Source organism: Erwinia plantamica (genome assembly GCF_043420595.1).
GTDB lineage: Bacteria > Pseudomonadota > Gammaproteobacteria > Enterobacterales > Enterobacteriaceae > Erwinia > Erwinia aeris.
In genome coordinates, this window is record NZ_JBGCUC010000014.1 from 1 (window position 1) to 26,105 (window position 26,105).

Here is a 26,105-nt window from a genome sequence, read left to right on the forward strand (position 1 = left end):
AAGGTTTTCGTAACGAATTTCCCGCGGTAATATAGCATCATGGATATAAACAACCGGCTGCAAAAGATATTAAAGAAAATGGTTTTCGTTACGAAATAAACCCCTTAATGTAGCAGCATGGATTAGTGACAGGCAGGGAGAAATGAAAAAGGAAAGGTTTTCGTAACGAATTTCCCGCGGTAATATAGCATCATGGATATAAACAACCGGCTGCAAAAGATATTAAAGAAGATGGTTTTCGTTACGAAATAAATCCCTTAATGTAGCAGCATGGATTAGTGACAGGCAGGGAGAAATAAAAAATCAAAAGGTTTTCGTAACGAATAGCCCGCAATAATCTGGCAGCATGTAAATAATCAAACGATCAAAAAAACTTTAAAATACATCTCAAAAAACGATGTAGGGAGCAAGCTTTCCCTGCGCCGTAATGATACAGGAGGCCAGATATAAAGCATGTTTCCTCAGGAGCCAAGCTTTTGGGCCAGTGTCGGACTCTGGCTTTACAGCCATAAAACAGAATGGGGCTATGCCGGCATCGCCGCCATGTTTTCCCTGCTGCGCAGCGCTTGTGCCCGAACCCCCTGGAGCAAGCGTGTGCTTGACGCGGTGTCGTGCAGCGCCCTGGCTTTCTTTGCGGCGCCGACGCTGCAGGTAATTGGCGCGCTGCTGAACTGGAATATGCCCGAGGCCGCCGCCCAGGTTTTTGCCGTTTATATTGGCTACGTGGGTAATGACTATATCAGCGAAAAGTTAAAGCGCTGGATCAACAAAAGAACGGGAGAGCCAGATGGAAATCAGCCCTGACGGTATCAGCTTTATCAAGCAGGAAGAAGGTGAAAAACTTACGGCCTATCGGGATAGCCGCGGCATATTAACTATCGGCGTCGGGCATACGGGCCTTGTTGCCAGTAAAACGATAGCGGACGGCATGGTCATTACGCCTGAGCAAAGTAATAAGCTGCTGCTTGCGGATATTTCGCATGTTGAGCATTTTATTAATGAAAAAGTCAGCGTCAGTCTGACGCAAAATCAGTACGATGCTTTATGTAGTCTGGTATTCAATATTGGCGTCAGCGCTTTTAATAGTTCGACGCTGTTAAAGAAATTAAATCAAGGCGATTATGAGGGCGCCGCAGAAGCCATGCTGTTATGGAAAAGGGCCGGTCAGTTATCTGACGTGCTGCTGCCACGCAGAAAAAGAGAAGCCGCTCTTTTTCTGAAAAAATAAAAACGTCCTTTTTTATTTTCTTCGCTAAAAACCGTGGCGTTTCGCTATGCCATAACCATAAAAATAACTAACCAACAACCCAAGGAAATCAAGATGATTGAAGTTAATTCATTTGCAGAGTTACGCACCACCAAACCTTCCGCCTCTGGCGATATCGCCATGCTGAAACGTTATTACGATAAAGATTCCACCTTTCAGGGCGGCGGGCGTTTCGTCGGCTTTATTGATGCGTCGATAGCAGCATCAAAGGATGATGGCGGCTCCGTGGCGGTAGCGACGGGCGGCGGCTATTACTGGAAGCGTATTATTGATAACGTCGAAGATATTAATATCTATCATTTCGGCGGCAAGCGTCTGCGCGGCGACAGTAATTTCGATGCGGACAATGGTAAAGTCAACCATGACGCCTGCATCAATATGTATAAATGGGGACAGGCTTTTTCATCGCCGATTAGCGATACCAGCAAAAATCCGATCCACGGCGTGGGTATTCGCTTCCCGGCCGGGAAATTCCTGGTAAACCCGGTCGATCTTACCGGCGAAGGCGAAATCAACTATTTCAGCCTGTACGGTGACGACTGCGAATATGGCGTGTCACCGCGCACCATTATTGTTTCCGACCAGTCCGCCGCGACGGTATTTAAAGTGAAGGCGCGCCGCACCGCTATCCGCGGCATCTTCTGGGACGGACAGGCTACGGCGGACACCGAAACCAATACGGGCGTGATTACGCCGGAAATGGTCAGCAACACGCAGCCCTTTTTTGAAAATACCGTGATTGAAGGCGAGTTCGTCAATATTACCTGCTGCCGCATTGAGAATATCGGCGGCGCCGCTTTCAAACTGCTCGATACGCTGGATACGCGTCTGGATCAGATTTACAGCAACACCACCTATGCGCGAGTGTTTGATATCCAGTGGTCGGATTCTGTTATTGGCGTCTGGGATCACTCGACAGCGGTCGAGCTGTCGAACTGTAATTTCCAGAAAGGATACAGCGACGCCACGCTTTATATGCCGCGCGTCACCCAGGGACTGATCCGCAACGTCTGGATTGAACACACGCGTTTCCCCGGCGATTTGAGCAACGGCCAGTGGATTATCGACGCGCTGAGCATCGAGTCTTCTGAAAATCCGCTGAAGCTGAACTACACCAGGGCCACGATGCGCGCCCTCAGCCTTCAGTCCGGCGCCAAAGTCGACCTGAGCAGATCCGGTACGCCGTGGCTGTCAGGCTTTGAATACGGCTGGCGTCGCGATGAAAACTACGGTTCGGAGATGACCGGTTCCCTGAAGGCCGGCTGGTATTCCGGCTACCGCGTCAGCAACACGACGGATGAGGATAAATGGTTCCGCGTCGGCAAATTCTTTTTCCCTCATGCCAACCAGCACTGGCATCTGGAAATGCACGGCAAAACGCTAAGGGATACCGTTACGCAGCCTGCCGATGCGCCGCTGCTGACCAACGTCTGCGGTAAGGCCTACCTGAACCTTTATCGCGGCGCCAGCTCCGTTGGCGGCAACCTGCATTATGAAGGGGATTCGGGCGTGGTTGACTGCATTGTCAGAACCAGCGACAGCAAAGGCCTGTACGGCGAAGTCTGGATCAAGCTCAAGGCGCAGTGCGGCGACGTGATGGTAAATCTGAAAACCACCGGCCCGTCGCGCTTTGAAGCGGGAGAGTGCTCGCTGTTCAGCGCCGACTTCTCAGAAGTCACCGATCTGGATACCACTAAACGCGTCACGCTCTCTACGGTGATGAATTTTCATAACGGCACTGCCGGTTATGGCTTTGACGGCAGCCTGGCGACGCTGACGACGGCAGTAGCGGAAGCGCCGGCGGCGACCGCAACGCCTGCAGGCTATATCACCGTTAAAATTAACGGCGTAAACCGCAAGCTGGCCTATTTCTGATAAATAAAAGGAGAGGACGGATGAAATGAATGAACGCTAAATGGCTAATCTTTATTTTTCTGTCGGTTGTTATGTTGGCCGCAGTAAAAACCGCGCTTTTTTATCATTCCCACTATGTGGATACCCGTAATCAGCTTCGGCAGCAGCAGGAGCAGGTTAATACGCTACAGCAACGGCTTAACGCCGCGGCCGCTATGGATAAAAAATATGTTTCGCAACTGCAACAGGCCAGGGAAAACGCTGGCCAGCTTGAGCATGATGTTGCTGCTGGCCAGCGCAGGCTGCAGCTCGCCGCCAGCTGCCACAGCGCCTCCACGGCCCGCGCCGTCGGCGTGGCTGATGCAGCCGGCCCCCGACTTACTGACGCCGCTCAACGGTATTATTTCACTCTCAGAGAAAGAATAGCGACGGCCCGCATTCAGATAGCGGGATTACAGGATTATATTCGCCAGCAGTGTCAGCCTTAATAAGCGTTATATCCCGACGGATGAAATCTTTTCATCCGCTTTTCTGCTGCCTGCAATTTGCTTTTCATTGCAATAACTAACAGGAGGTGTGCTGGTGACGAATACCAGTAAAACAGCCGGCTGGCTGACGCCGCTTAATGACGAACCAGCCAGGGACGCCGCGCTGGAAGAACAACTCAGCACGTGGATCCAGGGGCTTACCGGCCTGGCTGCCGATCGGGTGGCGGTTGACGACGGCGCGTCGCCGCCTGCATGGCTGCCGACCGGCGAAAGCGGCTGCGCTTTTATGGTGATGAAAATCGCCGCCGAAGGCACGCCCGTGTTGACTAACCAACAGGAGGACAATGTCCAGCTGTGGCGGGATGAACGGATGGAATGCCGACTGCATTTCTATGGCCCTTCCGCCCAGCTTTATGCCGCTCGTTTTCGCGACGGAAATACGCTGGCGCAAAACCTTGCCGCTTTAAAACAGCTTTCGCTTGGCGTCAGCGATTGTAGCGATATTACCACCGTATTGGAAATGGTTAATAACGCTCAGACCCGCCGTTATGAATTAACGGTCAGTGTTGTTCGTAAAATATTCCGTCTCTACGGAATTTACTCACTGGTGGAAACACCCGTTCAATTTTTTGGAGAATAAAATATGCCTCAAGGATTGCCTTTATCCGGCATCGTGAATGTTGACGTCCTGATGTCACCCGTTGCCGCTTCCGGTCGTAACTTTGGCTCAATGCTGATTATGGGAAGCGCCACGGTGATCCCCCTGACGGAACGCCTGCGTCTTTATACCGCCGCCGCCGATATCGGGGCCGACTTTGGCCTGGATTCCCCGGAATATCAGGCGGCAGCCGTCTGGTTTGCGCAGTCGCCGCAGCCGCAGCAGCTTTATATCGGCCGCTGGGCTAAAACGCTCGCCGCGGACGAAGAGGGTAAGACAGAAACGCTGGTCGAAGCCGTCAACGCCGCGCTGGAATATGCTAACTGGTACGGCCTGGCCGTGGCCACCGCCGCAGACGACGTTATCAGCGACGAAGATGTACTCGGCGTAGCGGCGGCTGTCGAATCGGCCGGTCAAAGCCGTGTCTTTGCCGTTACCACCGGCAGCGCAGCGGTGCTGGATGCAACTTCCACCACGGACGTCGCCGCCCGGCTGAAGGCGGCAGGCTATGCGCGCACCTTTGTGCAGTATTCCACCCGCAGCCGCTTTGCCGCGATTTCCGCGTTCGCCCGTGCCTTTACCGTTAATTTCAACGGCAGCAACACCACGCTGACGCTGAAATTTAAGCAGGAGCCGGGCATCGCTTATGAAACCCTGAACGCCAGGCAGGCCGCCGCACTGGAAAGCAAAAGGGCCAACGTCTATGTCCTTTTCGCCAACGACAGCGCCATTCTGCAACAGGGCGTCATGGCTAACGGCGACTTCTTTGATGAGCGCCACGGGCTGGACTGGCTGCAAAACTTCGTGCAGACCAACCTTTATAACCTGCTCTACACCTCTGCCAGCAAAATTCCGCAGACCGAAGCGGGCATTACCCGGCTGATGGGCAATGTGGAAGCGTCGATGGATCAGGCCGTGACCAACGGGCTGATCGCGCCGGGCGTCTGGAACGGCGGCGAGATTGGCCAGCTGGCTGCCGGCGACATGCTCACCAAAGGCTATTACGTCTATGCCCAGCCGCTGGCGCTGCAGTCGCAGGCCGATCGCGAAGCGCGTAAAGCGCCACTGATGCAGGTTGCCTGCAAACTGGCCGGTGCCGTGCACTACGCCGATGTCCAAATTAACGTTGTTCGCTAAGGAAAAAAATATGTCTGCCTATTCATTTATGGATGTTACCGCCTCTTTTATTGGCCCGGGCGCGGTATTTGATTTGGGAAGCGGTTCCGGTAGCTCGGAAGAGGGCATTACCGTTTCCATGAAGGAAAATAAAAACAGCATGAAGCTGGGGATTGACGGCGAAGGGATGAATACCCTGCTGCCGGGCACGTCCGGCCAGATTACGGTTAACCTGCTGGAAACCTCGCCGGTGAATAAAAAGCTTTCGCTGGCCTATAACGCGCAGAGCGCAAGCTCTGCCAGCTGGGGGAAAAATATTATCGTGATCCGCAACAGCGCCTCGGGTGAAGTCATCACCGCGCGCGGCGTGGCCTTCCAGAAGCTGCCCGATCGTAAATTCGCCAAAGAGGGCGGCACCACCGCCTGGATCTTCGACTGCATCAAAATCGATGTGGTGATGGGGGAATATTAATCGATGGAATTCACACTCAACGAAATCACGTTCCGTATCGCTAAGCTGGACGTTTTTCAACAGCTTAAAGTCTCGCGAAAGCTGCTGCCGCTGCTGGCCGGGCTGCTCTCCGACATTAACACGGTGAAATCGGCGGCGGCGCAGGGCGACTATTTCCAGGTGCTGGAAAAAGCTCTGCCCGCTATTGCGCACTCTCTGGCCGACATGAGCGAGGAAGACACCAATGCGATTTTGCATCCCTGCCTGGCAGTAGTCTCGCGCCAGCAGGCAAAAAGCTGGGTGCCGATCTTCTCTCAGGGCGTGCTGATGTTCGATGACCTCGATCTGATCACCATGCTGAAGCTGGTGCTGCGGGTAGTGGAGGATTCGCTGGGCAGTTTTTTGCCCGAACTCCCCGTCAGCAGGAGCGAGGTCCCGGCAGTGGGCTGACACTGGAAACGCTTCCTGACGGGGAAGATTTTCTGATGCGCCCGGTGGATGCCGGGCTTATCAGCTACACCGCGCTCAAGGATGGCTCAGTGGATCTGGCGGATATTGCCCGCCTGAACGACTGGCTGGATCTGAAAGCGGATAATCAACACCGCATTGAGCAATGGAAACAGGCCAATGAACGCTGAAAATACAAAAAATTTTCTGATGGTGCTGGATACACAGCTGGCGGCGGAGGCCGCCAGCTGGCAAAAAGTCAGGCAGTTTGTTGAGGCGCCGGGCTGGCAAAACAACGAACAGGCGGCAAAGGCGCTCGATCTGCAAAAGATCAAACAGACGGTAGAGCAGGCGGGTAAAGCGCTGGTGGAGTACATCAACCGCTTCGCCAGCCGTCTGGAGCAGCTTGGCGTCCGTGCGCAGAATGCCGGTACGCCAGCGGGCGATCTCAACGCGCTGGAATACGGCGCGGCGCAGACCGGCCTCAGCAACGATGCCATAGCGAAAGCTTTCCAGACCCTCATTAATAAGCCGGGCGCGGAAGCGCGCCTGAATAAGCTGGGCGTGGCAACGCGCGACGCCAGCGGCCAGAAAAAAACGGACAGCGAACTCTTCAGCGAGGCCAGCAGCAGGCTTGGCGCTATGCCGGAAGAGCAGGCGCTGGCGACCGCCAATAGTCTGGGACTTGCGCCCGATATCCTGGCCGCCATGCAAAGAGGGCTGGGGAAATTTATCGGCGACTATAACCAGCTTTCCGACTCTCTCGGCGTCAATATGACGCAGGCCGTCTCCGGCGCCGACCACTTTATGACGGCCAGGCGCAAGTTTGATGAGGTTGTCGAACTGCTGCAAACCAACAGCAGCAGCCGGCTGAACAACGGACTTGGGGAGATCTTCGATAACTTTACGAAAAAGCTGACCGACAACGCGCCTGACGTAGAGCGGGTGCTTGACGGCGCGGTGAGCCTGCTGCTGCTGCTTGCTGAAGTGGGAGAGAGGGTCATATTGCGTCTGATCCAGGCGGTGGCCGATTTAAGCGGCTGGTGGGACTCGCTGGATAGCAGTTCGCAGGAGCTGATCGTCACGCTTGGCGTAATGACGGCGGCCTGGCTGGCGCTGAACAGCGCTTTTTTACTCTCGCCCATAGGAATAGTCGTGGCGCTGGTAGCGCTGCTTTTCACGCTTTACGACAGCTATAAAACCTGGCAGGAGGGCGGAAAAACCCTGATTGACTGGGATCAGTGGGCGCCAGGCATCAACGCGGCCAAAAAGGCGCTGGACTGGCTGCTGGAGAAATTCGGCCAGCTTACGGCAGGCACGCTTGACTGGAAGGGCGGGCTACAGGCTATTACCGATTTTGTGACGGGTAACTGGTCGGCGGGCATGACCGCCGCCGTGGATAAGGTGAAGAACTATTTCGATAACTTCTTTACCGATATCACTAATAAGCTGGCCAACAGTCCAATCTGGCGCTTTGTGAAAAAAATGGCCGGAGAGACACAGGCCGCCGTGTCGGACATCTCATTGCCAGGTTTGGCGGATCCAAACAGCCCGTTGAACCCGCAGCAGGCCCGGATGCTGGCGAACGTGATGACGTGGTCTGCCAATGACAATCTGACAGGCGCGCTGCCTTTCAGCATGGGCGGCCGTTTACCCTGGCAAAGTGAAATAGCGCAGAGCCGAACGGACAGCACCGTGGGCATCCAGCAGGAAACCAATATTTATGTGCAGGGTGGCGAGCCACACCTGACGGCCCAGAGAGTGGCGGACAGTCAGTTCGATGTGAACTCGCAATTCGTCCAGACCGTAAGGAATATGCCGGTATGATAAAAGGTTTCCCCACGCTATTAATGCAAAGCAAACGTAAAATCGGTTTGCTTATTCCCAATGTGGTAATGAAAGAGAGCCACACCGACAAACTGAACGTCACCACGCATCCTGTCGAAGCGGGCGCCACCATCGCCGATCATGCTTATCTCTCGCCTGCGGAGCTGACTATGGAGGTAGGCTTTTCCGGCGGCGGTTCGCTGGTGGACTTTATGGATACGACACAATTCGGTATCCAGACATCGTTAAGCCCGGCAGAAAGCTACCAGAATTTGCGGGAGCTGATGACCAACAGGCAGCCGCTGACCGTGGTGACCGGCAAGCGGCTGTACAACAATATGCTGATTACCTCAATTTCCGTGACAACGGATGCCTCTACGGAACACGTGCTGTTCGCCTCGTTAGGCCTGACCGAGCTGATGATTACGCAGACGCGAACGCTCAGCAGCGCGGAAAAGGAGAATATGGCGCAGGGCGCGAAGACCTCTGCCGTGCAGAATAACGGCAAGAAAGTCGCCAGGCCCGGCCCGGCGAATGTGGTTCTCACGAGGGGGAGCAGCTGATGACTATTACCGAAATTCCGCTGACGCCCGATAATCAGCTGTTCGATATTTCCATCAATAATAGCGATTATAAAATGCGCATTATCTGGCGGGAGAGCGGCTGGTTTCTCGATCTGCAAAACAGCGACGGCGGGGATATTATCGCGGGCATTCCGCTGGTGACCGGCGCCGACCTGGTGGCGCAGTATGCTTATCTGCAGCTGGGCTTTGGCCTGTGGCTGTTTTCCGACAGCAGCGGCAATACCGCGCCGGGTCAGTACGATCTCGGTTACACCGCGCATCTTTGCATTATCACGGAGGCGGCATGAGCGTTAACTGGATGCGCTACTGTGAGCTGCTGCTGGAAGATGCCAGTAAAGCGTCGATTATCCTGGGCGATTTAAAGGTCGATTTCAAAATTGTTACTCATGTGCAAAGCAAGGGCAGCACTGCGGAGATTAAAATTTATAACCTGAGTGCGGAAACCCGCAACGCGATCGTGAGCGGCAAATATAAAAAGCTGCGCCTTATCGCGGGCTATACGGGAGTCCTGCCGGATAAGAACGAAGAGGAGCCGGTTATACCTGACTATATGGTGGGAAAAGCGATCGAAAACCCGCCGGTTAAATCAGGAGGCCCAAATTACGGCGAAATCTTTAGCGGCGAAATCCGCTATGCGTTTATTGATAAGATCGGATCCAAAGAATCTACGCAGGCTAGTCCGGAAAGCGTATTGAAAATTCAGGCTATCGATGGTCATCAGGCCGCAATGGAGGCAACGGTCAACACTACCGTCGCCGCAGGTTACGATGCCAGCGCCATCCACAGGTTAACCCTGCGCAGCTTTAATCCTTACGGCGTGACCGCTGGCGCCACCGGCACCATGCCGCCCACGCGTTTCCCCAGAGGGCGGGTACTCTATCAGACGGCCAGCCAGGTGATGGATAACGTTGCCGCGCAGTGCCGCGCGACCTGGCAGTTTGTCGACGGCAAACTGCAAATGGTGCCGGAAGAAAGCTATCTCGAACGCATTGTGGTGCTGAACAGCCAGACCGGCATGATCGGCGCGCCCGAACTGACCACGGAAGGGGTCAACATCAAATGCCTGATCGACCCAACGCTTCGTCTGCATGGTCTGGTGCATATCAATCAGGCTGCGCTTAACAGCATGCGTAATGCCATGGAATCGGTCAACCGCGCGGCCGCCGAAGAAAGAGAGGCGGCGGCAAAAGGGAACAAAGCGCAGCCGCAGGCGGCGCCCCAGGGCGAGCAAAAGAACGCGCAGCCGCCTGCCGATATCGCGGCCGACGGCGTCTATATCGTTAAAGGTATCACTTACGAAGGTGATACCCGTGATAAGAATTGGTATATGACACTGACCTGCATCGTGCGGGATAAACAGACCGCCCTTAAGGCGCCCGCCGCGCCGCACTAATTCAACCATCCGCCTGAGGCGGTTTTTTTTTGGAGTTTTTATGCCCGTTTCTATCCAGTCAGTGATTGGCGGGGAAGCTCAGGCGTATCGGGCTTTAGCGGACATGGTGTCCACAACGCTACGCGTAGCCTTACCCGGCATTATTCAATCCTTCGATCCCGACACTGTAACCTGCGTGGTGCAGCCGGCCATTAAGGGCAGCGTGCGCAATGCCAGCGGCCAGCCGGTTTCTCAGGCGCTGCCTTTGCTGGTCGACGTTCCCGTGATTTTTCCCCGCGGCGGCGGCTGTACCATCACCTTTCCCGTTAAAAAGGGCGATGAATGCCTGGTGATCTTCAGCGATCGCTGCATCGACTTCTGGTGGCAAAACGGCGACGTGCAGGAACCGGTCGATCCGCGTCAGCACGATCTGTCCGACGCTTTCGCGCTGGTCGGGCCGCAGTCCCAGAAGGAAAAAATCAGCGCTATCAGCACGGAGGCTTTGCAAATCCGTACGGATGAAGGCCAGGCCTTTATCGAGCTGAAACAGAGCGGTGAGGTCAATATCACCACTACGCGGCTAACGCTTAACGGCAATCTGCACGTCAATGGCGATATTACCTCGACCGGCGATCAGACCGCTGGCGGCATCAGCCAGATCGATCACGTTCATGGCGGCATCCAGAGCGGCAGCAGCTACACAAGGGGGCCGCAATGAGATATCGCAGAGAAGAGCAGGACGGCGATTACGCCTTTGGCAAAGGGGACAGCGCTTTCCTGGTTAACTCGCCGGCGTGCGTGGCACAGGCGATTAAAACGCGGCTGCAATTATGGTATGGGCAATGGTTTCTGGATACCACGGAAGGCACGCCCTGGCTGCAATCGCTGACCGGCAAGCAGCACAGCGCGACGGCGGAAATGGTTCTGCGCCAGCGCATCCTTGCCACCCAGGGCGTTAAGTCCATTCTCTCTTTCAATACCACGTTCGACTCTTCATCCCGCCGGGCAATTTTCACGGTAACCGTGGAAACGCTGTACGGCACGACGACAGTAACAAGCGAGGCATAATGGCTCTTAAGACAGACAGGCTGGGGTTATCGGCAACGATAACGGCCCAAGGCATCGGCGCGCCTGATTACCAGACAATCCTCAGCGCGCTGACCGACTATTTCCGACAAATTTATGGCACCGACGCCTATCTGGAACCGGACAGCAAAGACGGCCAGATGATAGCGATTATGGCGCTGGCTATCCACGATGCCAATAATATGGCGATAACCTGCTACAACTCGTTTTCGCCGTCCACCGCGGTGGGCGACGCGCTGACGCGCAATGTAAAAATCAACGGTATCGTGCGTAAACCCGCGACCAACTCAACGGTGGATTTACAGCTGAGCGGCACGCCGGGCACCACCATTGTTAACGGCTCGGTCAGGGACAGTAATAACGTTATCTGGAACCTGCCCGCAAGCGTAACGATTGCCACCACGGGATTGGTCACCGTGACGGCCACCTGCGCGGAAACCGGGCCGATAGCGGCGGTAAGTGGTTCCGTTAACCAAATCAACACGCCGACGCGCGGCTGGCAGACGGTGACCAACCTGAACGCGGCGGCCACGGGAAGCGTTGCCGAAACGGACGCGGAACTGCGGCTGCGCCAGGCGCAAAGCGTTTCATTGACGGCGCTGACCACTTTTGACGCGCTGGACGGCGCAATTTCAAATATCGCAGGCGTCGTCGGGCATAAGCTTTACCAGAACGACAGCGATGATAAGGATGCGAATGGGCTGCCCGGCCATACTATTTCGGCAGTGGTGCAGGGTGGTGACGCAAATACGATCGCCGACGTTATTCGCAAAAAGAAATCGCTGGGCGTAGGCACGTTTGGCAATACCACCATAACGCTTGCCGACAGCTATGGCACGCCGCAGGCGATCCGCTTTTCGCGGCCGGTGCCGGTGCCGGTTTATCTGTCGCTGGAGCTGAAAGCGCTGACGGGCTACACCAGCCCCATCGCGGAGAAAATTAAAAAGGCGCTGGCGGCCTATATCAATAGTCTGGGGATCGGCAATAGCGTTCTGCTCAGCCGTCTTTATTCGCCCGCTAACCTGACGACAGGGCAGGACAGTACGGACAGCCAGTACTACGACATCCTGACCCTGCTGGCAGGAAAAAGCGAAGCCGCGCTTTCCTCAGGCAATATCGCTATCGGCTATAACGAATTTGCCAGCTGCGAGGCAGATAATATTACGATATCGGTGACCGCATGAACTATACCGATCTGATCACCAACTACCATCGCGGAAAAGCGAAATACGTTGAGCACATTGATTTAACCACGCGGCCGCAAAAAGAAATTATCGATCTCTTTAGCGAAATCGTAGCGGCGTTAGATATAGACAACGCTACCGGCGCGCAGCTTGATATTTTAGGCGAGTGGATCGGGCGAGCCAGAAGTATTAACGCACCGATTGAAGATTACTTTTTTACCTTTGATAAGGCCTCGCTGGGCTTCGACCTTGGCAGCTGGAAAGACAGGTATGAACCCGATTCGGGCATTATCAAAGTGGATGATGAGGATTATCGCACGATGCTGCGCGCTAAAATCGGCGCCAATAAGTGGGACGGCACGGCCGACACGTTGCCCGCAATTCTGCAAGAAATCTATACGAAGCAGGATATCAATATCACCTTTACCGATAATCAGGATATGACCGTAACGGTATATGTGACGGCAAAAAACCTGTCCACCATTACCAAAGAAATTATTAAGCAGGGCTATCTGGCGATCAAGCCCGCTGGCGTCACGGTAAATTATGAAATTAATGGAGAATAACGATGGCAAAAAATGACTTTAAACCTTTTGCTACGGGCGAAAGCGCAAACGTGCTGTCACAGGCGGATTACGAAGCGCTGGATGCTACGGCAAACGGCTTTCAAACCGGCATCGCCAGAAGCGAACAGCTGAATAAGGTCTGGCGACAGGCCTCGACGATTGCTTCTGTCGTAGCCAGCTTTATGGCAGATAAATCCGGTAATGATGTGCTGGACGATGGTGACACAGCGGCATTGCAGGCAACTTTACTGAAAGCGCTGTTAAATAATTCCACTTCTCAGCTGGATAACCGTTATTTGCAAAGCGGCAAAAACCTTGCGGATGTAAATAACGTAGCGCAGGCGCGCGGCAATCTTGGTTTGGGTAGCCTGGCGTTAAAAAACGGGCTTAGCGCGGCAGAAGTAGGGGCGTTTCCTGTTACTGGTGGTGAGATAAAAGGCGAAGTTTGGTCGAACGCAGTAGATAATTATCGGATTATTTCTAATAACAAAGGCGTTTTTTGGCGATTTGATGGTGAAAATTACTATCTGATGCTGACAAAAGATGGCGATCCCCGAGGTGGATGGAATAATTTAAGGCCATTTGCTGTTAACTATGCCTCTGGCGATCTACGTACAGAGCGTAATTTTTCAGCAAACGGTAGGATTTCATCTGCTCAGGACATATTGTCTATGAGCAGTGTCTATGCCGGAAACGGCGCCTCGCAGCTGGCATCGGATGGTAATGTTTATGGATCTCGATGGGGAGGGTGGCTATATGATTGGGCAAGCGGTCAGCTTAATTCAAGGGTGTCTTCATTCAGACTTGCTGGCTGGGGCAGTGCAACTAATAACAATAATGATAATACGTTTGCAAATGCCCCTGATGGTACGGTAGTGGTAGGCGTGCAACAGAAAACAAACTATACCGCTGTAAACTACCGTTACCCGCAAATTTTAATCAATGGAAATTGGTATAATGTAGGAGTTGCCTGATGTTACACTTGAAGAATTTTATTAAATACTTTCCCGTTCAGAATGAAAACAATAGCGATATTTTTCATTTCATCAATGTAAATAATGTTTCGATTGTTTTTTATCAGGATGAAACTGGTCGGGACTGGTATGACAGTTTGTCTTCTTTTGAAAAGGATACGATCAAAATAGCTTACGATAAAAAAGGTGTGGTCAGGGACTTTAACCAGGATGCTTCGGCAATAGTTCCTGATGATTTAAGCGTTATTGAGATGAATAGCACCGAGCTTCCCAAAGGTTTTGACAGGCTTGGTAATTGGATGGTTGATAATGGAAGCATTATATCTTCTCCGGTAGATTATGTGGAAAAAGCAACTATTCAAAAGGCAGACTTTCTCAGAGAGGCAAATGAGAATATTGAGATTATTCGGGACGCTGAATCACTTGGTATTGTAACCGATGCTGAAGAAAAGATGCTCGCTAAGTGGAAGGCGTTTCGGGTTCTGGTGAGTAGAATCGATGTTAACGTTGCGCAAGATATTATATGGCCTACAGCTCCAAATCGCTAAAGACGATCATGTGATTTAAAATTAATTTGTTGGGTATTTTTTTATTAAGTGCATTCGGCTGGAGTGGCAAATTGTATTTATATAATGCGCTATATTACAATTTTTGATGTAGTTAAAAATATATTTATAGAAATAACCATTTGTTTTTAAATTATAATAGTGAATATCATTCTAAAATAATTTCAAGGGCCTTGTGATTCTGAGGATATCCTGGGAATATATTTTTTAAAGGTACATGGCACACTAGGGTAGTGGTCTGCTCACTACCCCAAGTGTGATTTCATAGTTAATTTTTTTTCTTAATAGAAATAAACGGCCTGACAAAAGCCAGCCACAAACTTTTCTTGATCTTTAACATTACAGGGCGTGAATTCCTTATTCTTCGCCATATTATTTTTTTCTCCTTCCTTACCAATTCTGAGCTTCTGTCCCCAATGGTTGTTACTTTTTCCAACGGTTCATAGGTATTTATCAATGATGGCACTACCCCGTGAAGATCAATTAACCCAAACTCTTGAAACGTTGTCCATTGATCTGCGACGCACCAGACTGGAAAGAGGTTGGCCAGCATCTTTTTTGCCGCCGGTTTATTGATCACATAGCCGTGCGAGAAGGCTGCATTAAGTACTTTATGAACATGATGCGTATTATCTGTAGAATAAAGCTGCTTGTTCTGATATTGGTTAATATCAGAAAGCAGAGTGACGGTACTATGCCTGTCACTGTTATTTTTAGCGATACTCTCCAAATGTTTCCCAATATCGGCGGGAACGGTGACATCATCTTCCAGAATTAAGGCTAGATCATAGTCAGAGTCCACCAGCTGCTTATAAGCCTTCAAATGGCTCATTGCGCAGCCCACTTCCCCTTTAGTGATGGCGTAGCTCACCTCTCTTTTATAGAAGAAGAACTCGTCATCGGCTATTTTCGAACCGTCGACAGCTTTAATAGTAAAAAATTCTTTACCTATAGCAGCCAGCTGTCTCTGCATAGATTGTAACCTGTCTGTAGAGACAGGCAAATTGATCACGAAAATGGCTATATTACTCATCTTTTATCCGCTATTACTTTTTTATTGCTGTTGAGGCTGGCCAACAAAATCAGTGTGCTGAGCAGTACTATATACTCTATAGAGGTCAACAGCACATCTGTCATGCCATACAGCAACGCAGAGATTGCCATAATCGAGACAGGGTTACTAAAGATACCTGCTGTACCATTATCAAAAATCAATTTTATAAAAAAGAATAAAAGGATAAGGAAGCCAAAAACGCCAAATAGCGAGGTGTACTGTAGGAATTCATTGTGCAAGTGAACATCAATATATTCCAGCGCAAATGAATCAGGATGGTTTGTGGTGATCCAGTTGCGTATTATAGTGTTTCTGGTGACCTGGGTTTGACCCAGCAGATTTTCCTGAATAGCCACAAGGCCCGATTGCCACAGGGTAAAACGAGATCCCAGGGATGTGTGGTCATCACCCTGACTGAATCGTGTTATTTCCTGCTGAGTGGTATCAACGCGTGAATAGATGATGCTCTTACCAAAGGTAGCGATGGCCGCAAAAGCTATAACGATGGCTATCACCGGTAAAGGTTTGATGAGTTTACCGCGCCAGAGCGCACTAATCATAATCGCCACTGACAGAAGCGTATGGATAAACATGGCAGAACGGGTTTCAGTCAGTAGAATGATATATATAGAGAGCAGGCAGGTAAGGATGATGGCGGTAAACCTGACGGATAGCGAATTTATTTGATTAAGCATGGTCATCATAGCCAACGCCAGCGCGCTATAAGCATAGGCGGTAAGCGTAGCGCGGTTTATACCAAGAACGATCCTGTCGACGCCGTTTATATGCTGCCAGATGCCGTAAACGCTGGAAAGGATAAAGGCAAAAGATAACGAAACCCACGTTAATTTATAAAGTAGCGTCTTACTGATCAGCTCTTTTTTTACGCCCCACAGGGTAAACAAAGCGATAAGCGTAGCTAAAAACCAGCGTTTAGCCGGGGTGAATAAGAGGCCGTTATCCACTCCTGGAATTTTGTTATACGATGCGAACAGTGACCATACTGTAAACATGATTGCCAATAGCAGACCGGGAAGGATTATTTTGGAATTAAAAAGCGTTGAGCGGATATCTTTAAAGTTCAGTAAAATGCCAGCGGCGCAAAGATAGCTACAAAGATAGAATGAAACTCTGCTGGCCTTTTCATGAATAAATCCGAAAGGCAGTATCAATAAGAGTAATGCCAGAGAACCAAAAAATATTACCCTGGTGACTTGCTCATTTCTTGTGTATTTCCGGGAGGAAAGTAATTCGCTCATTTAGAATAGAGTCCTTGGCACAAGGGAAGATAAACCGTTACGAATGAACGTTAACTGAATAAATACCTGATAACATTTGCTGGGGATACTGCCGCCATTTCCTTTATGGATAATCATTGCGCCTGCCTTCAGGGGAGTAATTTTAGTACTGCCGACTGAGAAAATTAGCCTTCGTTTATAACTGATCTATAAAGAAAAATCAAAACAGCCCGCTTAAAGGTAAGTGCAGGGTCTTATCTATCTGTTTGAAAGAAATGATAAATCCCCTGGTTGCGCATTTGAACCATCCAGACAGTACTATCTTGTTTTACCGCTGGCGCGAGCCTCAAACCAGCTTCTTCACCAGCGCCTCGCTGTGGCGGATATGGCTGGAAGCGCGTTCGGGATCGTGCTGCACCAGCGCCATAAACAGCAGGTCGGTCAGCGTCAGCTGGGCGGAGGTCGAAGAGATTGCCGCGCTGCTGGTGGTTTGCTCTTCGGCCACCGTATAAAGGCAATGCGTGGCGCACTGTTGCAGCGTGTTCGGCGTAAAGCCGGTGAAGGCCAGCACGCTGGCCCCGGCACGCCGCGCTTCCTGAGCGGCAAGGTTGATTTCGCGGCGTTCGCCGGTATAGGAAATTGCCAGCAGCACATCGCCCGGATTTAACGCCTGCACGCTGGCCAATAGCGCATGCATATCCTGCTCGGCCACGGCGTGAATACCAATCTTCATCAGCTTCCACGAAAAATCTTTCGCCACCAGCCCCGACGCGCCGATACCTACCAGCACAATGCGATTCGCTTCCTTTAACAGCTGCAACGTTTCCGTTAGCTTTTCCTCGCTGTTGATATCCAGCGTGGCGCGGATAGCGGACTGTTTTTCTGCCAGCAGCTTCTCGCCCACGACTTTTAACGGATCGTCGCTTAAGATCAGGTTATGCACGGTAATAGCGTCTTTTTTCGCCAGCGATTCGCTCAGCGCCAGCTTCAGTGCCGGAAATCCCTTGTAGCCCAGCTTCTGCGCAAACTTCACCACGCTGGACTGGCTGACGCCCGCTTCTTCCGCCAGCCTTTGCGAACTGAGATGCCGCGCCTTATCCGGCTGCGACAGTAAAAAGTCAGCGAGGCGTCGCTCGTTCAGCGCCAGCGTGGGATAGAGTTGGCGAATACGTAATAGTGAGCTCATCGGCTCCTCCTTAAAACGGTCTGAACACGCTTCAGCACGTCAGCTACCCTTATAAAAGGCGGCCAGCTTAGTAAAAAAGACCCTTCGGAAAACGGTTATGAATATAATATTCAGTAATTAAGCCGAATACAGAATTAAAAATTCATTTGTGAGGATAGCATGGATCTTGGCGCACTGATTTCAGAAACACGTAATGCAGACACAATGGACCTCGACAGTCTCTCCACGCTGGAGATGGTAACGAAATTTAACGATCAGGACGCTACCGTTGCAGCAGCGGTGCGCAGGACGCTGCCGCAGGTGGCGCAGGCGGTAGACGCGGCGGCCGCTTCGTTACAGGAAGGCGGCAGGCTTATCTATATGGGCGCGGGTACCAGCGGGCGGCTCGGCGTGCTGGACGCTTCCGAATGTCCACCGACCTTCGGCGTGCCGCATGGGCTGGTGGTAGGGGTAATCGCGGGCGGGCCGGGCGCGCTGCTGAAAGCGGTCGAAGGCGCCGAGGATAATGAACAGCTGGGCGTCAGCGATTTGCAGGCGCTGAAGCTGACGCCGCAGGATATGGTGGTCGGCCTGGCTGCTTCCGGACGCACGCCTTATGTCATTGGCGCATTGCGTTTCGCCCGCCAGTCCGGCTGCCGCACCGCAGCAATCTCCTGTAACCCGGCCTCGCCCATCGCGCATGAAGCGGCCATCGCCATTTCGCCGGTCGTGGGGCCAGAGGCGCTCACCGGATCGACGCGGCTAAAATCGGGAACGGCGCAGAAGCTGGTGCTGAATATGATCTCCACCGGCGCGATGGTGAAAATCGGCAAGGTCTATCAGAACCTGATGGTGGATATGCAGGCGACCAACGTCAAACTGGTCGATCGCGCCTGCCGGATGGTTTGCCAGGCGACGGGCTGCGAGCGGGAAGAGGCGGAACGGGCGCTTCGGCAAACGGCATATGAAGTAAAAACCGCTATCCTGATGGTGTTGAGCGGCCTTGACGCAACAAAAGCCGCTACGCTGCTTGCCGAACACGGCGGCTTCTTACGCGCGGCATTACAGGCGAGTATGCGCTGAAGCGGATTTACCCGCACCGCGCGCAGTTTTGACATTGCTGTCTCAGCGTCCACTATTATTAACAGCGTTATGACGGCGCGAAACGCGTCTGGTTTGTGGGTTTTCCCCGAGGAGAAAGGTTTGATAACTGGTCAGGAACGACGTGTGGTATTTTTCGATCTCGACGGCACGCTGCATCAGCAGGATATGTTCGGCACTTTTATGCGCTATTTGCTATGGCGTCAGCCGCTCAACCTGTTGCTGGTGGCGCCTTTGCTGCCCGTGATCGGCGCCGGCCTGCTTCTCAAGGGGCGCGCTTCGCGCTGGCCGATGAGTCTGCTGCTGTGGGCGATTACGTTCGGCCACAGCGAAAAGAAGCTGCTGGTGCGCGAAAAAGCCTTTGCGCAGTGGTTTCGGCAACGGGTCACCGCTTTCCCGGTGGTGCAGCAGCGGCTGACCGACTACCTGAACAGCGCTGACGCTGATGTCTGGCTGATTACCGGCTCGCCGCAGTCGCTGGTGGATCTGGTCTATTTTGACTCCGCTTTTCTGCCGAAGGTAAAAACGATCGCCAGCCAGATGTCACGCGGCTACGGTGGACGAGTGCTGACAATGCGCTGCCTGGGACATGAAAAGGTGGCGCAGCTGGAAAAACGTATCGGCACGCCTTTACAGCTTTACAGCGGCTACAGCGACAGCAAGCAGGATAACCCGCTGCTTTTCTTCTGCCAGCATCGCTGGCGGGTGACGCCGCAGGGCGAACTGCAACAGCTGGAGTAAACGGGTATACTGCCCCGCGATTTTTTGCTGGAGGCTCAGGTGAGCGATACCCAAATTGATGAAAAATGGATGCGCCATGCTTTAACGCTGGCGCGCCGTGCCTGGGATGAAGGCGAAGTGCCCGTCGGTGCCGTGCTGGTGCAGGGCGATACCGTTATCGGCGAAGGCTGGAACCGGCCTATCGGCTATCACGATCCGACCGCGCATGCGGAGATTATGGCGCTGCGGCAGGGCGGCAAGGTGCTGGAAAACTATCGGTTGCTGGACACCACGCTGTACGTAACGCTGGAGCCGTGCGTGATGTGTGCGGGCGCGATGGTGCACGGCAGAGTGGGGCGGCTGGTGTTTGGCGCGCGGGATGAGAAAACCGGCGCGGCGGGGTCGTTGCTGGATATCTTAGGCCATGCGGGCATGAATCATCAGGTCAGCGTGGAGCAGGGCGTGCTGGCGGCAGAGTGCGCGGCTATGCTAAGCGATTTCTTCCGCCATCGTCGGGCGGAGAAAAAGGCGCTGCGCGACAGGCTGCGCGCGGAGCTGCTGAAAGGAGAATAAACAAGGGCGCTGGATAACAGCGCCCTTTTGCAGAAAAGAGCAGAGAACGTGGCCTGGCTTAAAGATTCATAAAATGTTGCCGTGCCGCGCTCCGGGTGTTTTTACTTCCCCGCCGTTCCCCGCGCCCATATTCAGTTCATCGCCACCTGCGGCTCCACGGCCGGATAGCCTTTACCCAGCTGCGCTTCCATTGCCGCCTGCTGCGCCAGCTTCCTTTCCTGATCCTGTAAATAGCCCACCAGGCTCAGCTGGTAAATGCGGATGTTCTCCACATAGTTGTAGGCTTCCTGGCCGCGCGCGTAGCCGTAGGTGGTCTGGCTGTAATAGCGTTTCTGGCTCAGCATCGGCAGCCGCTGCTTGACGTCGGCCCAGCTGTCCGGATTGCCTTTTTGCTTTTCGGTCAGCCTGCGCGCGTCCAGCATATGCGCGTAGCCCATGTTATACGCCGCCAGCGCGAACCAGATGCGCTCATCTTCCGGGATGGTCGGCGGCACCTTCTCCATCATTTTCACCAGATACGCGCTGCCGCCGCGAATGCTCTGTTCCGGATCGGTTCTGTCGCTGACGTTGACGCTGTCCGCCGTATTGCGGGTCAGCATCATCATACCGCGCACGCCGGTAGGCGAGGTGGCCTGCGGGTTCCAGTGCGACTCCTGCCAGGAAATAGCCGCCAGCAGCCGCCAGTCGATCTCGCTGGCGTATTTTTGAAACAGCGGGCGGATAGCAGGCAGCATACTGTCGATGGCGCGCAGAAAAGTGCGGGTATCGACATAGTCGAAGGTGCCGACGTGGCCCAGATACTTCTCGTCCAGCCGCGCCATCGCGCCTTCTTCCGCCATCTGGTTAAAGTAGTCCAGCATCGCCGCATACAGGCTGTCATCTTCGTCGCGCGCCATATACCAGGTCACCGGCTCTTCATCCGTGATATCGAAAGCCACCGCCAGCTGCGGATGGATCCGCTGTAGCAGCGCGATCGACACCGAATCGCCCACCGTATAGTCGAGCTTGCCGTCCGCCACCGCTTCCAGCAGGGCATTCGGGCTCTGATCGGTAGAGATGGCCCAGTCCAGATCGGGATACTGATTTTGCCGGATATCGCGCAGCGTCGAAGCGAACGCGGAATCGGACGCAACCGTCAGGCGACCCTTCAGCGCGCCCAGATTCGGCGGACGCGGCTTGCCCATCCGGTAAACCAGCTGCTGGGAAACGGAATAGTAGGTCGGGCCGGTGCGAAAGCGCGACAGGCGATCGCTGTTGTAGATTAGCCCCGCCGCCAGCACGTCCGCTTTATCCTCTTCCAGGTCGTCAAACAGCTCGCTGAGGTTTTGACGCACCGTGATTTGCAGCTTTACGCCCAGATAATCGGCAAAGCGTTTCGCCAACTCGTAATCCATACCGGCCGGTGCTTTATTCACTGTGTAGTAAGTCAGGGGCGAATTGAGCGTGCTGACGCGCAATACTCCCCGTGCTTTTATCTGTTCCGTTCGGTCCAGCCCGCTGCTGTGCCACGGGATCGACGGCCACAGCGCAAGCGCGAGCAGTACCGTCACCAGCCCGATGAACAGATAATTAATTTTCAGGCGTTTCAAATGGTTATCTCTCGATTTCTCTCAGGATTCTGTCTGTAACGGCAGTATTTGTGGTCTTTAATGGTCCCTGAGCGTGGGGCATTTTGCGCAACTCCCTGCGGCGGCGCAACCAGATTTGTGCGGAATTGTGCGCTTTTCAGGCAATTCCCTGTGCCGATTAATTCTGCGCAAACGGTTTCGTAACAGATGGGGATTCTTTATAATGGCGCCCGTTTTCCCCTGTTGCGCCCAAAGAAGCGTCGCCTGGCGCTCTGACGAGAGATCTTTAATGATGGAAATTCTGCGTGGTTCGCCCGCTCTGTCGGCATTTCGTATTAACAAACTGCTGGCCCGCTTTCAGGACGCTCACCTGCCGGTGAGTGACATTTACGCCGAGTACGTCCATTTCGCCGATGTCAGCGCGCCGCTTGACGAGGCTGAAAAAGCCCGTTTACAGCGCCTGCTGAAATATGGTCCTTCTCTCGCCGAACATACCCCCGAAGGTCGCCTGCTGCTAGTGACGCCTCGTCCGGGAACGATTTCCCCGTGGTCTTCCAAGGCGACCGATATCGCCCACAACTGCGATCTGCCGCAGGTGACGCGCCTGGAGCGCGGGCTGGCCTTCTACATCAAAGCGCCGCAGCTGACCGAAGCGCAGTGGACGCAGCTGGGCGCGCAGCTGCATGACCGCATGATGGAAGTGGTGCTCAGCGATCTGTCGCAGGCCGAACGGCTGTTCGCGCATCATGAACCGGCTCCGCTCACCAGCGTGGACGTGCTGGGCGAAGGCCGTACGGCGCTGGAGCTGGCCAACCGCAGGCTGGGCCTGGCGCTGGCGGAAGACGAAATCGACTATCTGCAGCAGGCTTTTGAAAAACTCGGGCGCAACCCGAACGACATTGAGCTGTATATGTTCGCCCAGGCGAACTCAGAGCACTGTCGTCATAAAATCTTTAACGCCGACTGGATCATCGACGGCGAACAGCAGCCAAAATCGCTGTTCAAAATGATCAAAAACACCTTTGAGAAAACGCCGGATCACGTGCTGTCCGCCTATAAAGATAACGCGGCGGTGATGGAAGGCTCGCAGGTTGGCCGCTTCTATGCCGATGCGGAAAGCCGCTACGATTTCCATCAGGAAGAGGCGCATATCCTGATGAAGGTGGAAACCCACAACCACCCGACGGCGATTTCGCCGTGGCCCGGTGCGGCAACCGGTTCCGGCGGTGAAATCCGCGATGAAGGCGCAACCGGACGCGGCGCGAAGCCCAAAGCGGGCCTGGTGGGCTTCTCGGTCTCCAACCTGCGTATTCCCGGTTTTGAACAGCCGTGGGAAGAGGATTTCGGCAAGCCTGACCGCATCGTTACCGCACTGGATATCATGACTGAAGGCCCGTTGGGCGGCGCGGCGTTTAACAACGAGTTCGGCCGTCCGGCGCTGACCGGCTACTTCCGTACCTATGAAGAAGAAGTTAACAGCCACAACGGCGTCGAGCTGCGCGGCTACCATAAGCCGATTATGCTGGCCGGCGGTATCGGCAATATTCGCGCCGATCACGTGCAGAAAGGCGAAATCACGGTGGGCGCGAAGCTGATCGTGCTGGGCGGCCCGGCGATGAATATCGGCCTGGGCGGCGGTGCAGCCTCTTCAATGGCTTCCGGCCAGTCGGATGAGGATCTCGACTTTGCCTCGGTACAGCGCGACAACCCGGAGATGGAGCGCCGCTGTCAGGAAGTGATCGACCGCTGCTGGCAGCTGGGCGAAGAGAACCCGATCCTGTTTATCCACGACGTGGGCGCGGGCGGTCTGTCTAACGCCATGCCGGAGCTGGTGAGCGACGGCGAACGCGGCGGCCGCTTCAACCTGCGCGATATCCTCAGCGATGAGCCGGGCATGAGCCCGCTGGAAGTCTGGTGTAACGAGTCGCAGGAGCGTTACGTGCTGGCCGTGTCGCCGGACAAACTGGCGCAGTTCGCTGCGCTTTGCCAGCGTGAGCGCGCGCCTTACGCCGTTATCGGCGAAGCCACGGAAGAGATGCACCTGTCGCTGAGCGACAGCCATTTCGATAACAAGCCGATCGATATGCCGCTGGACGTGCTGCTGGGCAAAACGCCGAAGATGACCCGTGAAGCCGTCACGCTGAAAGCCAAAGGCGAGCCGCTGGCGCGGGAAGGCATTACCGTTGCCGATGCCGTTAAACGCGTGCTGCATTTACCGAGCGTGGCGGAAAAAACCTTCCTGATCACTATCGGCGACCGTACCGTTACCGGCATGGTTGCGCGCGATCAGATGGTGGGGCCGTGGCAGATCCCGGTCGCCAACTGCGCCGTGACCACCGCCAGCCTCGACAGCTATTACGGCGAGGCGATGGCGCTGGGCGAGCGCGCGCCGGTAGCCCTGCTGGATTTTGCCGCTTCCGGCCGCCTGGCGGTAGGCGAGGCGCTTACTAATATCGCCGCCACGCAGATCGGTTCGTTAAAGCGCATCAAGCTTTCCGCTAACTGGATGGCGGCGGCAGGCCATCCAGGCGAAGACGCCGGGCTTTATGAAGCCGTTAAAGCGGTAGGCGAGGAGCTTTGTCCGGCGCTGGGCATCACTATCCCGGTCGGCAAAGACTCCATGTCGATGAAAACCCGCTGGCGGCAGGGCACCGAGCAGCGCGAAATGACGTCGCCGCTTTCGCTGGTGATCACCGCTTTTGCCCGCGTGGAAGACGTGCGCCGCACCGTGACGCCGCAGCTGCAAACCGCCAACCATGACAATGCGCTGCTGCTGATCGACCTTGGCCAGGGCGTGAATGCGCTGGGCGCGACGGCGCTGTCGCAGGTGTATCGTCAGCTGGGCGACAAGCCTGCCGACGTGCGCGATGCGCAGCGGCTGGCGGGCTTCTTCACGGCCATGCAGACGCTGGTGGCGGAAGAGAAGCTGCTGGCCTATCACGACCGCTCCGACGGCGGCCTGCTGGTGACGCTGGCGGAAATGGCCTTTACCGGCCACTGCGGCGTTGAGGCGGATATCGCCGCGCTGGGCAGCGATGCGCTGGCCGCGCTGTTTAACGAAGAGCTGGGCGCCGTCATTCAGATTGCGGCGGCCGATCGTGAATACGTAGAGCAGGTTTTTGCCGCTCAGGGACTGGCGGACTGCGTGCATATGCTGGGCCGCGCGCTGCCTGGCGATCGTTTTGTGATCACCTCCGGCAATTCGGCAGTCTACAGCGAAAGCCGCAGCACTCTGCGTACCTGGTGGGCAGAAACCACCTGGCAGATGCAGCGCCTGCGCGACAATCCGGCGTGCGCCGATCAGGAACATGAAGCGAAGAAAAACGATCTCGATCCGGGCCTGAACGTGAAGCTGACCTTCCGGCCGGAAGAAGACATCGCGGCGCCTTATATCGCAACGGGCGCGCGGCCAAAAGTGGCCGTATTGCGCGAGCAGGGCGTTAACTCCCACGTCGAGATGGCGGCGGCTTTCCATCGCGCCGGGTTTGATGCGGTCGACGTGCATATGAGCGATCTGCTGGCTGGCCGTCGCGATCTGGCGGATTTTCAGACGCTGGTGGCCTGCGGCGGTTTCTCCTACGGCGACGTGCTGGGCGCGGGCGAAGGCTGGGCCAAATCCATCCTGTTCAACAATCGCGTGCGCGACGAGTTTGAAACCTTCTTCCATCGTCCACAAACGCTGGCGCTGGGCGTCTGCAACGGCTGTCAGATGATGTCCAACCTGCGCGAGCTGATCCCCGGCAGCGAAGCCTGGCCGCGCTTTGTGCGTAACCAGTCAGAGCGCTTCGAGGCCCGTTTCAGCCTGGTGGAAGTGGCGGCCAGCCCGTCGCTGCTGCTGGCCGGCATGGCGGGATCGCAGATGCCGATTGCCGTTTCGCACGGCGAAGGCTTTGTGGAAGTGCGCGACGAGGCCCATCTGGCCACGCTGGAGCATAAAGGCCTGGTGGCGCTGCGCTTTGTCGACAACTTCGGCAAGGTGACCGAGCAGTATCCGGCTAACCCGAACGGCTCGCCGAACGGGATCACGGCGGTGACCAACGAAAGCGGCCGCGTCACCATTATGATGCCGCACCCGGAACGCGTTTTCCGCACGGTCAGCAACTCCTGGCATCCGGCAGAGTGGGGCGAAGACAGCCCATGGATGCGGATTTTCCGCAACGCGCGTAAGCAGCTTGGTTAAGTTTAGCCTCAACCTTAAAGGCAGCTTCGGCTGCCTTTTTTTATGTTTTCTGAGCCGATGGTGAAC

Annotated in this window: 27 protein-coding genes; 23 read left to right on the top strand and 4 right to left on the bottom strand. The window is 54.4% G+C overall.

Going from position 1 to position 26,105, the window contains the following annotated elements:
- Positions 1–453: 453 nt before the first annotated feature.
- The 19 genes from AB3U87_RS15060 (at position 454) to AB3U87_RS15150 (ending at position 14,422) form a co-directional block, all read left to right on the top strand.
- Positions 454–804, top strand: coding sequence for a phage holin, lambda family (locus AB3U87_RS15060; protein ID WP_394149586.1), 351 nt, complete (start codon positions 454–456; stop codon positions 802–804).
- Positions 788–1,228 (top strand): lysozyme, encoded by a 441-nt coding sequence (locus tag AB3U87_RS15065; protein WP_369895837.1) that lies wholly within the window; start codon positions 788–790, stop codon positions 1,226–1,228. Before AB3U87_RS15060 ends, AB3U87_RS15065 begins: the two co-directional genes overlap by 17 nt.
- Positions 1,229–1,321: 93 nt before the next feature.
- Positions 1,322–3,142, top strand: a complete 1,821-nt coding sequence (locus tag AB3U87_RS15070; protein ID WP_301252076.1) for an amylovoran biosynthesis protein AmsF — start codon at positions 1,322–1,324, stop codon at positions 3,140–3,142.
- A gap of 29 nt (positions 3,143–3,171) precedes the next feature.
- Entirely contained in the window at positions 3,172–3,609 is a 438-nt protein-coding gene (locus tag AB3U87_RS22615; RefSeq protein ID WP_436830343.1) for a lysis protein, read from the top strand.
- A gap of 94 nt (positions 3,610–3,703) precedes the next feature.
- Positions 3,704–4,249 (top strand): phage neck terminator protein, encoded by a 546-nt coding sequence (locus AB3U87_RS15080; protein WP_394149588.1) that lies wholly within the window; start codon positions 3,704–3,706, stop codon positions 4,247–4,249.
- A gap of 3 nt (positions 4,250–4,252) precedes the next feature.
- On the top strand, positions 4,253–5,404 hold the full coding sequence (locus tag AB3U87_RS15085) for a DUF3383 family protein (RefSeq protein WP_301252073.1): 1,152 nt from the start codon (positions 4,253–4,255) through the stop codon (positions 5,402–5,404).
- Between the two features lie 10 nt (positions 5,405–5,414).
- Positions 5,415–5,855, top strand: coding sequence for a phage structural protein (locus AB3U87_RS15090; protein ID WP_125289487.1), 441 nt, complete (start codon positions 5,415–5,417; stop codon positions 5,853–5,855).
- Positions 5,856–5,858: 3 nt separating this feature from the next.
- Positions 5,859–6,284 (top strand): phage tail assembly chaperone, encoded by a 426-nt coding sequence (locus tag AB3U87_RS15095; protein WP_394149591.1) that lies wholly within the window; start codon positions 5,859–5,861, stop codon positions 6,282–6,284.
- 35 nt (positions 6,285–6,319) lie between these two features.
- Positions 6,320–6,472 (top strand): DUF6889 family protein, encoded by a 153-nt coding sequence (locus AB3U87_RS15100; RefSeq protein ID WP_125289489.1) that lies wholly within the window; start codon positions 6,320–6,322, stop codon positions 6,470–6,472.
- Positions 6,462–8,108, top strand: a complete 1,647-nt coding sequence (locus tag AB3U87_RS15105) for a phage tail tape measure protein (RefSeq protein WP_253459222.1) — start codon at positions 6,462–6,464, stop codon at positions 8,106–8,108. The genes AB3U87_RS15100 and AB3U87_RS15105 overlap by 11 nt, the downstream gene beginning before the upstream one ends.
- A complete protein-coding gene (locus AB3U87_RS15110; RefSeq protein ID WP_369895831.1) occupies positions 8,105–8,671 on the top strand; it encodes a phage baseplate protein in 567 nt (188 codons plus the stop codon). The genes AB3U87_RS15105 and AB3U87_RS15110 overlap by 4 nt, the downstream gene beginning before the upstream one ends.
- A complete protein-coding gene (locus tag AB3U87_RS15115) occupies positions 8,671–8,979 on the top strand; it encodes a phage baseplate plug family protein (RefSeq protein WP_253459228.1) in 309 nt (102 codons plus the stop codon). Before AB3U87_RS15110 ends, AB3U87_RS15115 begins: the two co-directional genes overlap by 1 nt.
- The gene (locus AB3U87_RS15120) at positions 8,976–10,085 is read left to right on the top strand and encodes a hypothetical protein (protein WP_370734384.1); all 1,110 of its coding nucleotides are present in this window, start codon (positions 8,976–8,978) and stop codon (positions 10,083–10,085) included. The genes AB3U87_RS15115 and AB3U87_RS15120 overlap by 4 nt, the downstream gene beginning before the upstream one ends.
- Positions 10,086–10,125: 40 nt before the next feature.
- Positions 10,126–10,782 carry a Gp138 family membrane-puncturing spike protein gene (locus tag AB3U87_RS15125; protein WP_369895829.1) on the top strand — a complete coding sequence of 219 codons (657 nt, stop codon included), beginning with the start codon at positions 10,126–10,128 and terminating at the stop codon, positions 10,780–10,782.
- Positions 10,779–11,132: a contractile injection system sheath initiator gene (locus tag AB3U87_RS15130; protein WP_369895827.1), complete on the top strand. Its 354-nt coding sequence runs from the start codon at positions 10,779–10,781 to the stop codon at positions 11,130–11,132. Before AB3U87_RS15125 ends, AB3U87_RS15130 begins: the two co-directional genes overlap by 4 nt.
- Positions 11,132–12,334 carry a baseplate J/gp47 family protein gene (locus tag AB3U87_RS15135; RefSeq protein ID WP_394149595.1) on the top strand — a complete coding sequence of 401 codons (1,203 nt, stop codon included), beginning with the start codon at positions 11,132–11,134 and terminating at the stop codon, positions 12,332–12,334. The genes AB3U87_RS15130 and AB3U87_RS15135 overlap by 1 nt, the downstream gene beginning before the upstream one ends.
- A complete protein-coding gene (locus AB3U87_RS15140; protein ID WP_301252063.1) occupies positions 12,331–12,900 on the top strand; it encodes a baseplate wedge 1 family protein in 570 nt (189 codons plus the stop codon). The genes AB3U87_RS15135 and AB3U87_RS15140 overlap by 4 nt, the downstream gene beginning before the upstream one ends.
- 2 nt (positions 12,901–12,902) lie before the next feature.
- Complete coding sequence (locus AB3U87_RS15145; protein WP_301252062.1) at positions 12,903–13,874, top strand: phage tail fiber protein; 972 nt, start codon at positions 12,903–12,905, stop codon at positions 13,872–13,874.
- Positions 13,874–14,422: a tail fiber assembly protein gene (locus AB3U87_RS15150; RefSeq protein WP_301252060.1), complete on the top strand. Its 549-nt coding sequence runs from the start codon at positions 13,874–13,876 to the stop codon at positions 14,420–14,422. Before AB3U87_RS15145 ends, AB3U87_RS15150 begins: the two co-directional genes overlap by 1 nt.
- Positions 14,423–14,708: 286 nt before the next feature.
- Here the strand turns inward: AB3U87_RS15150 and AB3U87_RS15155 are convergent, their stop codons facing one another.
- From AB3U87_RS15155 to AB3U87_RS15165, 3 genes are all read right to left on the bottom strand, one after another.
- A complete protein-coding gene (locus AB3U87_RS15155) occupies positions 14,709–15,473 on the bottom strand; it encodes a glycosyltransferase family 25 protein (protein WP_301252059.1) in 765 nt (254 codons plus the stop codon).
- The gene (locus tag AB3U87_RS15160) at positions 15,470–16,753 is read right to left on the bottom strand and encodes an O-antigen ligase family protein (protein WP_301252057.1); all 1,284 of its coding nucleotides are present in this window, start codon (positions 16,751–16,753) and stop codon (positions 15,470–15,472) included. The genes AB3U87_RS15155 and AB3U87_RS15160 overlap by 4 nt, the downstream gene beginning before the upstream one ends.
- Positions 16,754–17,078: 325 nt before the next feature.
- Positions 17,079–17,918, bottom strand: coding sequence for a MurR/RpiR family transcriptional regulator (locus tag AB3U87_RS15165; protein WP_301730823.1), 840 nt, complete (start codon positions 17,916–17,918; stop codon positions 17,079–17,081).
- Between the two features lie 159 nt (positions 17,919–18,077).
- Between AB3U87_RS15165 and murQ the strand changes: the two genes are divergently transcribed.
- The 3 genes from murQ to tadA all read left to right on the top strand — a co-directional run bounded on the left by murQ (position 18,078) and on the right by tadA (position 20,291).
- The gene (murQ, locus tag AB3U87_RS15170) at positions 18,078–18,980 is read left to right on the top strand and encodes an N-acetylmuramic acid 6-phosphate etherase (RefSeq protein WP_394149599.1); all 903 of its coding nucleotides are present in this window, start codon (positions 18,078–18,080) and stop codon (positions 18,978–18,980) included.
- 120 nt (positions 18,981–19,100) lie between these two features.
- Complete coding sequence (gene yfhb / locus AB3U87_RS15175) at positions 19,101–19,739, top strand: phosphatidylglycerophosphatase C (RefSeq protein ID WP_253459257.1); 639 nt, start codon at positions 19,101–19,103, stop codon at positions 19,737–19,739.
- 39 nt (positions 19,740–19,778) lie between these two features.
- Complete coding sequence (gene tadA, locus AB3U87_RS15180; RefSeq protein ID WP_394149602.1) at positions 19,779–20,291, top strand: tRNA adenosine(34) deaminase TadA; 513 nt, start codon at positions 19,779–19,781, stop codon at positions 20,289–20,291.
- Positions 20,292–20,422: 131 nt separating this feature from the next.
- Here tadA and mltF read toward each other — a convergent pair whose 3' ends face one another.
- Entirely contained in the window at positions 20,423–21,880 is a 1,458-nt protein-coding gene (gene mltF, locus AB3U87_RS15185; protein ID WP_253459260.1) for a membrane-bound lytic murein transglycosylase MltF, read from the bottom strand.
- Between the two features lie 268 nt (positions 21,881–22,148).
- On the opposite strand from mltF, the gene purL reads away from it, so the two are divergent.
- On the top strand, positions 22,149–26,039 hold the full coding sequence (gene purL, locus AB3U87_RS15190) for a phosphoribosylformylglycinamidine synthase (protein WP_394149604.1): 3,891 nt from the start codon (positions 22,149–22,151) through the stop codon (positions 26,037–26,039).
- Positions 26,040–26,105: the final 66 nt, after the last annotated feature.

What these genes read in the sequence shown, in the direction of transcription:
- AB3U87_RS15060 (WP_394149586.1), top strand. Translation starts at nt 454, where the DNA reads ATGTTTCCTCAGGAGCCAAGCTTTTGGGCCAGTGTCGGACTCTGGCTT.
- AB3U87_RS15065 (WP_369895837.1), top strand. Translation starts at nt 788, where the DNA reads ATGGAAATCAGCCCTGACGGTATCAGCTTTATCAAGCAGGAAGAAGGT.
- AB3U87_RS15070 (WP_301252076.1), top strand. Translation starts at nt 1,322, where the DNA reads ATGATTGAAGTTAATTCATTTGCAGAGTTACGCACCACCAAACCTTCC.
- AB3U87_RS22615 (WP_436830343.1), top strand. Translation starts at nt 3,172, where the DNA reads ATGAACGCTAAATGGCTAATCTTTATTTTTCTGTCGGTTGTTATGTTG.
- AB3U87_RS15085 (WP_301252073.1), top strand. Translation starts at nt 4,253, where the DNA reads ATGCCTCAAGGATTGCCTTTATCCGGCATCGTGAATGTTGACGTCCTG.
- AB3U87_RS15090 (WP_125289487.1), top strand. Translation starts at nt 5,415, where the DNA reads ATGTCTGCCTATTCATTTATGGATGTTACCGCCTCTTTTATTGGCCCG.
- AB3U87_RS15095 (WP_394149591.1), top strand. Translation starts at nt 5,859, where the DNA reads ATGGAATTCACACTCAACGAAATCACGTTCCGTATCGCTAAGCTGGAC.
- AB3U87_RS15100 (WP_125289489.1), top strand. Translation starts at nt 6,320, where the DNA reads ATGCGCCCGGTGGATGCCGGGCTTATCAGCTACACCGCGCTCAAGGAT.
- AB3U87_RS15105 (WP_253459222.1), top strand. Translation starts at nt 6,462, where the DNA reads ATGAACGCTGAAAATACAAAAAATTTTCTGATGGTGCTGGATACACAG.
- AB3U87_RS15110 (WP_369895831.1), top strand. Translation starts at nt 8,105, where the DNA reads ATGATAAAAGGTTTCCCCACGCTATTAATGCAAAGCAAACGTAAAATC.
- AB3U87_RS15115 (WP_253459228.1), top strand. Translation starts at nt 8,671, where the DNA reads ATGACTATTACCGAAATTCCGCTGACGCCCGATAATCAGCTGTTCGAT.
- AB3U87_RS15120 (WP_370734384.1), top strand. Translation starts at nt 8,976, where the DNA reads ATGAGCGTTAACTGGATGCGCTACTGTGAGCTGCTGCTGGAAGATGCC.
- AB3U87_RS15125 (WP_369895829.1), top strand. Translation starts at nt 10,126, where the DNA reads ATGCCCGTTTCTATCCAGTCAGTGATTGGCGGGGAAGCTCAGGCGTAT.
- AB3U87_RS15130 (WP_369895827.1), top strand. Translation starts at nt 10,779, where the DNA reads ATGAGATATCGCAGAGAAGAGCAGGACGGCGATTACGCCTTTGGCAAA.
- AB3U87_RS15135 (WP_394149595.1), top strand. Translation starts at nt 11,132, where the DNA reads ATGGCTCTTAAGACAGACAGGCTGGGGTTATCGGCAACGATAACGGCC.
- AB3U87_RS15140 (WP_301252063.1), top strand. Translation starts at nt 12,331, where the DNA reads ATGAACTATACCGATCTGATCACCAACTACCATCGCGGAAAAGCGAAA.
- AB3U87_RS15145 (WP_301252062.1), top strand. Translation starts at nt 12,903, where the DNA reads ATGGCAAAAAATGACTTTAAACCTTTTGCTACGGGCGAAAGCGCAAAC.
- AB3U87_RS15150 (WP_301252060.1), top strand. Translation starts at nt 13,874, where the DNA reads ATGTTACACTTGAAGAATTTTATTAAATACTTTCCCGTTCAGAATGAA.
- AB3U87_RS15155 (WP_301252059.1), bottom strand. Translation starts at nt 15,473, where the DNA reads ATGAGTAATATAGCCATTTTCGTGATCAATTTGCCTGTCTCTACAGAC.
- AB3U87_RS15160 (WP_301252057.1), bottom strand. Translation starts at nt 16,753, where the DNA reads ATGAGCGAATTACTTTCCTCCCGGAAATACACAAGAAATGAGCAAGTC.
- AB3U87_RS15165 (WP_301730823.1), bottom strand. Translation starts at nt 17,918, where the DNA reads ATGAGCTCACTATTACGTATTCGCCAACTCTATCCCACGCTGGCGCTG.
- murQ (WP_394149599.1), top strand. Translation starts at nt 18,078, where the DNA reads ATGGATCTTGGCGCACTGATTTCAGAAACACGTAATGCAGACACAATG.
- purL (WP_394149604.1), top strand. Translation starts at nt 22,149, where the DNA reads ATGATGGAAATTCTGCGTGGTTCGCCCGCTCTGTCGGCATTTCGTATT.